General features: G+C 67.2%; 6 protein-coding genes. 5 read left to right on the top strand and 1 reads right to left on the bottom strand.

All coding sequences use genetic code 11. The annotated features are described in order from the left end of the window. Positions 1-450 precede the first annotated feature (450 nt). Both JZ791_RS42980 and JZ791_RS42975 read left to right on the top strand, forming a co-directional pair. Positions 451-909 (top strand): MarR family winged helix-turn-helix transcriptional regulator, encoded by a 459-nt coding sequence (locus JZ791_RS42980; protein ID WP_308163485.1) that lies wholly within the window; start codon positions 451-453, stop codon positions 907-909. Position 910: 1 nt separating this feature from the next. Further along, positions 911-1,333: an organic hydroperoxide resistance protein gene (locus tag JZ791_RS42975; protein WP_216903539.1), complete on the top strand. Its 423-nt coding sequence runs from the start codon at positions 911-913 to the stop codon at positions 1,331-1,333. Positions 1,334-1,656: 323 nt separating this feature from the next. Here the strand turns inward: JZ791_RS42975 and JZ791_RS42970 are convergent, their stop codons facing one another. Next, complete coding sequence (locus JZ791_RS42970; RefSeq protein WP_216903537.1) at positions 1,657-2,517, bottom strand: alpha/beta fold hydrolase; 861 nt, start codon at positions 2,515-2,517, stop codon at positions 1,657-1,659. 234 nt (positions 2,518-2,751) lie between these two features. Between JZ791_RS42970 and JZ791_RS42965 the strand changes: the two genes are divergently transcribed. The 3 genes from JZ791_RS42965 (at position 2,752) to JZ791_RS42955 (ending at position 6,262) form a co-directional block, all read left to right on the top strand. Further along, positions 2,752-3,369, top strand: a complete 618-nt coding sequence (locus tag JZ791_RS42965; protein WP_216903535.1) for a TetR family transcriptional regulator — start codon at positions 2,752-2,754, stop codon at positions 3,367-3,369. A gap of 246 nt (positions 3,370-3,615) precedes the next feature. Then, positions 3,616-4,818, top strand: coding sequence for an NADH:flavin oxidoreductase (locus JZ791_RS42960; RefSeq protein ID WP_216903533.1), 1,203 nt, complete (start codon positions 3,616-3,618; stop codon positions 4,816-4,818). Positions 4,819-5,509: 691 nt separating this feature from the next. Further along, on the top strand, positions 5,510-6,262 hold the full coding sequence (locus JZ791_RS42955) for an SDR family oxidoreductase (RefSeq protein ID WP_216903531.1): 753 nt from the start codon (positions 5,510-5,512) through the stop codon (positions 6,260-6,262). Positions 6,263-7,486 lie beyond the last annotated feature (1,224 nt).

Here is a 7,486-nt window from a genome sequence, read left to right as displayed (position 1 = left end):
GGGTGTCGACTGGGCGGGGCTGGGGTCTGCCGGTCACCGCAAGGAAGAAACTTGCGCGCGACGGCACTCCCTGAAATTCCGGCGAGCGCAGTCACGCGAGCGGCTCAGCCGCTGGCCGTCGTACATCCGACGCCTCGAAGATATGGTGCGTCATCGTCGCGACCGGGATGTCGGCCGAGCGACGTTGGGGATCTGCCCGTCCCGTCGAAGTGAGAACTGCGTGAGCAGCTCGGGGTGCCGGCCGGGCGGCGCTCGAAACCCGTCCGTCACGCCAACGTGAGAACCCCGCTCGAGCAACTTGGGGTGCCGACAGAGCGACGCCGGGACCTGGCCGGTCCCATCGAGGTGACAACCCGCTCGAGCAACTTCGGGATGCCAACAGATCAGCGCTGGGGCTCATCCGCGAAAACACAGTTGCGTACAATTTAATTTTGGGCTACCGTTTTGGTTGTGACTGATCCGCTCGCTCTCGATGAACAGCTGTGTTTTCCCTTGTACGCAGCTTCGCGGGCGATGACGGCGACCTACCGGCCCAAGTTGGAGGCGTTGGGGCTGACCTATCCGCAGTACCTGGTGATGCTCGTGCTGTGGGAGCGTGGCCCGGTCAGCGTAGGTGAGGTGTGCGAGGCGCTGGCCTTGGATTCCGGGACCCTGTCGCCGCTGCTCAAGCGGCTCGCGGCGGCGGGACTGGTGGTGCGGACTCGTTCGGCGGCCGATGAGCGGCGCGTCGAGGTCCACCTCACCGAGTCCGGCGCTGCGCTGCGCGCCCAGGCGTGCGGCATCCCGGCCGAGATGGCCGATGCCGTGGGTCTGTCACACGAGGAACTCCGGACGCTGCGCGCCCTGCTGCGGCGCCTGAGCGGGGCATTGACCTCCCCGAAGAACACCCACACTCCGAAGGAGAACTGAGATGGCGACTCTCTACACTGCCGAGGCCCTGGCCACCGGCGACGGCCGCAACGGCCACGCGCGCACCACCGACGGCAAAGTCGATGTGGCACTGGCGTTTCCGAAGGAGATGGGCGGCAGCGGCGAGGGCACCAACCCGGAACAGCTGTTCGCCGCGGGCTACGCGGCGTGCTTCCATTCGGCGCTGCGACTGGTCGGCAGCAAGGCCAAGGCGAATATCGACGATTCCGCGGTCGGCGCGAAGGTCGGCATCGGCCCGAACGACACGGGCGGCTTCGCGCTCGAGGTCACCCTCGAGGTGTCCCTGCCGCACCTGACTCGCGAGCAGGCCCAGGAGCTGGCCGACGCCGCCCACCAGGTCTGCCCGTACTCCAACGCCACTCGCGGCAACATCCCCGTCCAGGTCGTGGTCGCGGAGGACTGAGCGCACCCGCGCATCGGCGTGCCGGTCCAACGCCGCATTTCGGCCGATTGACCTCGCGTATGAACGGGCCGCACGCGAATTGAACTGCTCCCTGGAAGTTGGACCGAGAAAATCGGTTCCAAGCTCCGGGGAGCAGCTTCATGCGTGCGGCGAGTTCGTTGTCCGGGCAGTGGCGTGCTGCGGCGGTAGTGCGCCGACACCATGCACATCACCCCAGCACGGTGGAGCAACATCTGTTCGAGACCGGCGCGGGCGAGCGGGTGGTTGAGAGTAAGTCGGTCCGCGGTCAGGTGGTCGCATGATCGTTGGCGGCTGCACGGAGATCAGTCGGCTCGCGTGAGGAAGGCGAGCACCGCGCTTTCCCAGGCGGCCTTCTGTTCGATCATCACCCAGTGGCCGCAGTTCGGGAACACGTGGATCTCGCCGCGGGGCAGGGTGCGCAGGGGGATCAGAGCCATGTCCACCGGGCTCACCCGGTCGTCGCGGCCCCAGGTGACGAGGGTCGGTGCGGCGATCTTGTGCAGCATCGCCCAGTACGGGGGCTGATCCGAGGCGCGGGCGGCGGCCGCGCCCGCGGTCATGGCCGCGCGGCTGTACATGCGCCGCGCCGATTCCAGGGTCTTGGGCTCGGTGGCCAGGGCCCAGCGTTCCTCGATCATCTCCTCGGTGACGATCGCGCGGTCGTACACCATCGAATGCAGCCAGGCGATCAGCGCCTCGCGCGAGGGGTTGTCGGTGAAATCCATCAGCAGGTTGATGCCCTCGCCCGGTGCGGGACTGAGCACATTGGCGCCCACGCCGCCGATGGTGACGATGCGCGAGAACAGATTCGGCTGCGCGATGGCCAGATTCGCCGCCACGATCCCGCCCATCGAATTGCCGATCACGGCAACCTGATCCAGGCCGAGGCCCTTCAGGAAGCGCAGCACCGAGGCCGGCGCGGCGACCATCGGATGCTGATCGGTCGGATCACTGACCCCGAATCCCGGAAATTCCAGCACCAGGCAGCGGAAATGCTCGGCGAAGACGGCGAGGTTGCCCCGGTAGTTGCGCCATCCGGACACCCCGGGGCCCGACCCGTGCAGCATCAGCAGCGGAGGTCCGTCGCCGGCTTCGTGATATCGCAGCACGCCCTGGTCGGTGTGCAACTCGCGCAACGTGTTCTCGTACGTCAGTGCTGTCATAGCTCCGCGTCGCCCTTCCTCGCCGTGTTCGCAGTCCTCTTCGCACGCTAGGCCATTCGCAGATGCCGAGACAGCACCGATTCCGGCCAGCGGGACCGCGACCTGCGGTAGTGCCGGACCGCGCGCGTGATCAAAGACATGGGGTGCGGGGCGGCTCGGTGGTGTGGAGCTGGCAGGTCGGCGGTATGGAGTTGGCGGGGTGGAATTCAATCAGTGATTGAATCGGTGATTGAAATGTGGTCCACTGAGGGTGTGGCAGCGAAGACCAGACCTCCGGCGGATACCCGCGAGCGGTTGTTGGCGGCGGCCGAGCGGCTGTTGCTCACCGAGGAATACAGCGCGGTGTCCGTGCGGGGGATCTGTGCCGCGGCGGGCGCGAATCCCGCTGCGGTGCATTACCATTTCGGCTCCAAGGAGGCGCTGGTCGCGGCGCTGCTCGAGGATCGGCTCGGCGCGCTGTGGGGTGCGCGGCTGGACGAGTTGGCCGCGCGTGACGCCGGGGTGCGCGAGGTGGTCGACGCGGTGATCGCGCCGTTCGTCGAGCTGGCCGCCGATCCGGTCGGCCGGTTGCATCTGCGGCTGCTGGCGCGGTTCGTGCTGGGGCGTCATCCCGCGATATGGCAGCGGCCCTGGTTTCGCCTGGACACCTGGGCCGGGATGCTGCCCGGGCTGGACGAGGCGGAGAGCCGTCGGCGCTGGGGGCTGGCCTTCGATCTGATCATCATGCGGTTCGGCGGGGGTGAGCCGCGCAGCGCTGAATCACGCGGTCACGACCCGTCGTCGGCGTCCGTTGTCACGCTGCGCGATTTCGTGGTCGCTGGATTGACCTGTGCCACAGGAGAAGCTGGGTGATCGGGAGATGTGGGCGCCGGGCGCGGCCGGATGATTCTCCGCTCCACGTCGGCCGAGCGGGGGGTGTATTCGCAGTTGGCCGCGCCGGTTTCGAGCACGCTGGGCGACGCGGTGATCGGTCTCTCGAGCATCGGGGCTACCTGGGTTCGAATCGCAGAGCCATGGATTCCACACCGTGCCCGTCATGGCGACGACGACGCTCGAGTGCGTTGTCGCCGAGTTCGTCCGTTCCGCAGGAGAAGAAATATGCCTGATGTATTCACACCGGCCGCACTGGGGCCGATCACCTTGCGTAACAGGGTGATCAAGGCCGCGACCTTCGAGGGGCGCACGCCCGAGGCGCTGGTCACCGATGAGCTGATCGCGTTTCATCGCGAGATGGCCGCGGGTGGGGTCGGTATGACGACCGTGGCCTACTGCGCGGTCGCGCCCGGCGGACGGACCGACCGGCATCAGCTGTGGATGCGCCCGGAGGCGGTGCCCGGACTGCGGCGGCTCACCGATGCGGTGCACGCCGAGGGTGCGGCGGTGAGCGCGCAGCTCGGCCATGCCGGTCCCGTTGCCAACGCCGCCTCGAACCGGGCCCCCGCACTGGCGCCGGGCCGCATGTTCAACCCGCTGGGTATGCGGTTCACCCGGTCACCCGATGTGGCGCAGCTCGCGGAAGTCGTTTCCGCCCACGCCGATGCGGCCCGCCTGGCCGAGCAGGCCGGATTCGACGCGGTGGAGATCCACTTCGGCCACAACTATCTGGCGAGTGCGTTCCTGAGCCCCCGGCTCAACCACCGCACCGACCGGTACGGCGGATCGGTGGAGAACCGCGCCCGCCTGTCGCGCGAGATCGCCCGGGCGGTGCGCGAGGCGGTGGGCGGACGGCTGGCGATCACCGCGAAGCTGAACATGCTCGACGGGGTGCCCGGCGGACTCGCACTGGAGGATTCGCTCCAAGTGGCGGCCTGGCTCGAACAGGACGGCGCGCTGGACGCACTCGAACTTACCGCGGGCAGTTCGCTGCTCAACCCGATGCTGCTGTTCCACGGCGACGCGCCCCGCAAGTCCTTCGCCGCGACGCTGCCGATCCCGACGCGCTGGGGATTTCGCGCGATCGGCGGAAAGTTCTTGCGCGAGTACCCCTATCGCGAAGCCTATCTGCTGGACCGAGCCCGCCAATTCCGTCGCGAGCTGGCGATGCCCCTGATCCTGCTGGGCGGCATTACGAATCTGGAGACCATGCGCACCGCGATGAGCGAGGGTTTCGACTTCGTCGCCATGGGCCGCGCGCTTCTACGAGAGCCAGACCTCTTGCACCGCATTAAATCCGACCCCGCCACCCGCTCAGCCTGCACCCATTGCAACGAATGCATGCCCACCATCTACAGCACCACCCGCTGCGTGCTGCGCCTCGAGCCGCCAGCGCGTCTCGGCGGTGATACGCAACAGGGTGAATAATCTTGTGCGCCAAGCTATTGCGGATGAATCGAGTATGTACTCAACCTCTGCCGCGCCACGCGCTGCTTGCTGCGCTCCGACTCTCGAGCGCGCCTCGCCGGTGATATACAATGTGTCTAATAACACTGTGAGTCAACATATTTCGTATGAGACGAAGATGTACTCACCCGTTGCCCGTTGCCCGTTGCCCGTTGCCCGTTGCCCGTTGCCCGTTGCCCGTTGCCCGTTGCCCGTTGCCCGTTGCGAGCCTTCAGTGTGCCTCGATGGTGATACGCAACTGGGCGAATGATCCTGTGCGCCGGTCTATTTCGGCTGAGACAAATATGTGCTCATCAACGGCTCACTAACTGAGGCGCTACTCGCTGTGTGTTTGCGACTCATGCCCTCAGTGTGCTTCGTTGGTGCTGCGTGTCGGTGCGGAGGAATCTATGCGCCGAGGTGTTTCGGCTGAGATGGAAAAAATGCTTGCTATCTACAGTGCTGCCTGCCGCGTGCTGTGCCTCGAGTCGTCAATGCGTCTCAGGAGCGGCATGTGGTAGGACGAACAGCCTTATACCCCAATCTATTTCGTATTATCTACCTGCCAGTCGCAACCCGTGCGGTCTCACTGAATCGTGCCGCGGGACTACATGGCCCGCAGAGTCGGCCGCACTCGTCAGATCAGCACTCGTCAGATAGGGAGTTCATCGCTGTGACAGAACGATTGAGTGGGCGCGTCGCGCTGATCACCGGCGCGGCCTCGGGGATGGGCGCCTGCCATGCGCGTGCCTTCGTCGCCGAGGACGCCGCGGTGGTCGTGGCCGATATCGCCGACGAGGCCGGGGCTGGGCTGGCCCAGGAGTTGGGGGAGCGCGCGGTGTACACGCGTCTCGACGTGACCCGCGCGGACGACTGGGCCGCCGCCGTCGCTCTCGCGGTCGAGACGTTCGGCCATCTCGACGTGCTGGTCAACAACGCGGGCCTGCTGGACGGCGGACCGCTCGGCACATACACCGAAAAGCAGTGGGACCGCATGCTTTCGGTGAACCTGACGGGCCCCTTCCTGGGCCTGACCGCCGCGCGTGACGCCCTGGTGGCCGCGGGCGAGTCGTCGGTGGTCAATATTTCCTCCGCCGCGGGCATACAGGGCGTGGCCGGAATGCACGCCTACACCGCGTCCAAGTTCGGCGTGCGCGGCCTGACCAAGTCCGCGGCGCTGGAATTGTCCCCACACGGCGTACGCGTGAATTCCGTCCACCCCGGCGGCATCGCAACCCCCATGATCGGCGTACCGGTAGGCCAGGTCCCACCCATCGACAGATCCGCGAACCCCCGGGCCCGCCTAGGACTCCCGGAGGAGGTCAGCGGCCTGGTCGTATTCCTGGCAAGCCGCGAGTCGAGCTACTGTACCGGCGCCGAGTTCGTGGTCGACGGCGGCCTCACCGCAGGATCGGCAATCGGCTGACCTCTCCTACGCGCGTGTGTGCCCGCTCGCGACGGAGTCGGCGCTCGACTGCTCATGCGCGAGCGTTACGACCCGGACGACGGCACGGCGCGTCGGTACGCGGTCGCCATCGCCGACGTCGCGGCCCGCATGTGCAGCGAGTGCACCAGGCTGAGCCCAGATCCGTCGCTCAAAAGAGGCCCCGGGGGGTCCAGCGCGGGCCGGGTGGCGTCGCCGAACGGATCGCGCCCCTGAAGCCGCACCAACCCCTCATGCGCGGATCGTGACGAGGGCGCTGGAGCGGCTGGTCGGGATGTGGCAGGCATCGGCACTGACGCCGTGGCTCATATCGAGCAGCCGGGTGGGACCCGCCTGGGTCCGAATCCGTCGTGTCGAGCCATCGATCTCCGCGCGGCGCTGCGAATCGGGGGTGCCGGCTCATATGTGAGCCGGGTGAGTGTTACATCACGACCGGGACGGCGGCGTGGCATGTCGGTACTCGGCAGCCATCGCCGACGTCGCGGCCCGGATGAGCAGCGACTGTCTCCAATCGAGCCCAGGTCCGCCGCTCGGAGAGGCACCGGGAAGCCGCCAACCCCTCATGAGCGGACCGGTGACCGGAGCTGGAAGCGGTTCGCCGGGATGTGGCAGGCATCGGCGCTGACGTCGTGGTTCGCATCGAGCAGCGGGGTGGGACCCGCCTGGGTCCGGATCCGTCGTGTCGAGCCGTCGATCTCCGCGCGGCGCTGTGGAATCTGGGGTGGCGGCTCATGTGTGAGCCGGGTGAGTGTCGCATCGTGACCGGGAGCTGTTGTGACCTGGTGGAAAGGCGTCAACATCGATGTCGTGGCTCGCATCGAGCGGCTGATGGGGCTGCCTACGGCTTGGATCCTTGGCGTGGAATCGGCGTGTTGTGGAATCTGGGGTGGCGGTTCATGTGTGAGCGGGGTGAGTGTCGTGACCGGGAGGCTGGTACGGCCTGTCGTGATGGCGAGGCCATTGGCGCGGAGTTGCGGGCTGACTAGAGCCTGGCACTGGGTATCGAGTCGGGTGCCGTGGAAGCCGGGGCGGTGGCTCACGCGCGAGTGGGGGTGAGCGTCGCGGCCGGGGCTGGTGTGGCTTGTCGGGACGGGTAGGTATCGGGGCCTTGCGTTGGCTCAGCAGGGGCCAGTTCGGGGACGGTGGGCGTATCCGGTCGCCGTCGAGTCGGCTGCCGCCGGAACCGACGGGCGGCAGCTTGCCGAG

Source organism: Nocardia alni, from assembly GCF_019038435.1.
Classification (GTDB): domain Bacteria; phylum Actinomycetota; class Actinomycetes; order Mycobacteriales; family Mycobacteriaceae; genus Nocardia; species Nocardia alni.
This window is presented reverse-complemented; position numbering and strand designations above follow the sequence as displayed.

What these genes read in the sequence shown, in the direction of transcription:
- JZ791_RS42965 (WP_216903535.1), top strand. Translation starts at nt 2,752, where the DNA reads ATGTGGTCCACTGAGGGTGTGGCAGCGAAGACCAGACCTCCGGCGGAT.
- JZ791_RS42970 (WP_216903537.1), bottom strand. Translation starts at nt 2,517, where the DNA reads ATGACAGCACTGACGTACGAGAACACGTTGCGCGAGTTGCACACCGAC.
- JZ791_RS42975 (WP_216903539.1), top strand. Translation starts at nt 911, where the DNA reads ATGGCGACTCTCTACACTGCCGAGGCCCTGGCCACCGGCGACGGCCGC.
- JZ791_RS42960 (WP_216903533.1), top strand. Translation starts at nt 3,616, where the DNA reads ATGCCTGATGTATTCACACCGGCCGCACTGGGGCCGATCACCTTGCGT.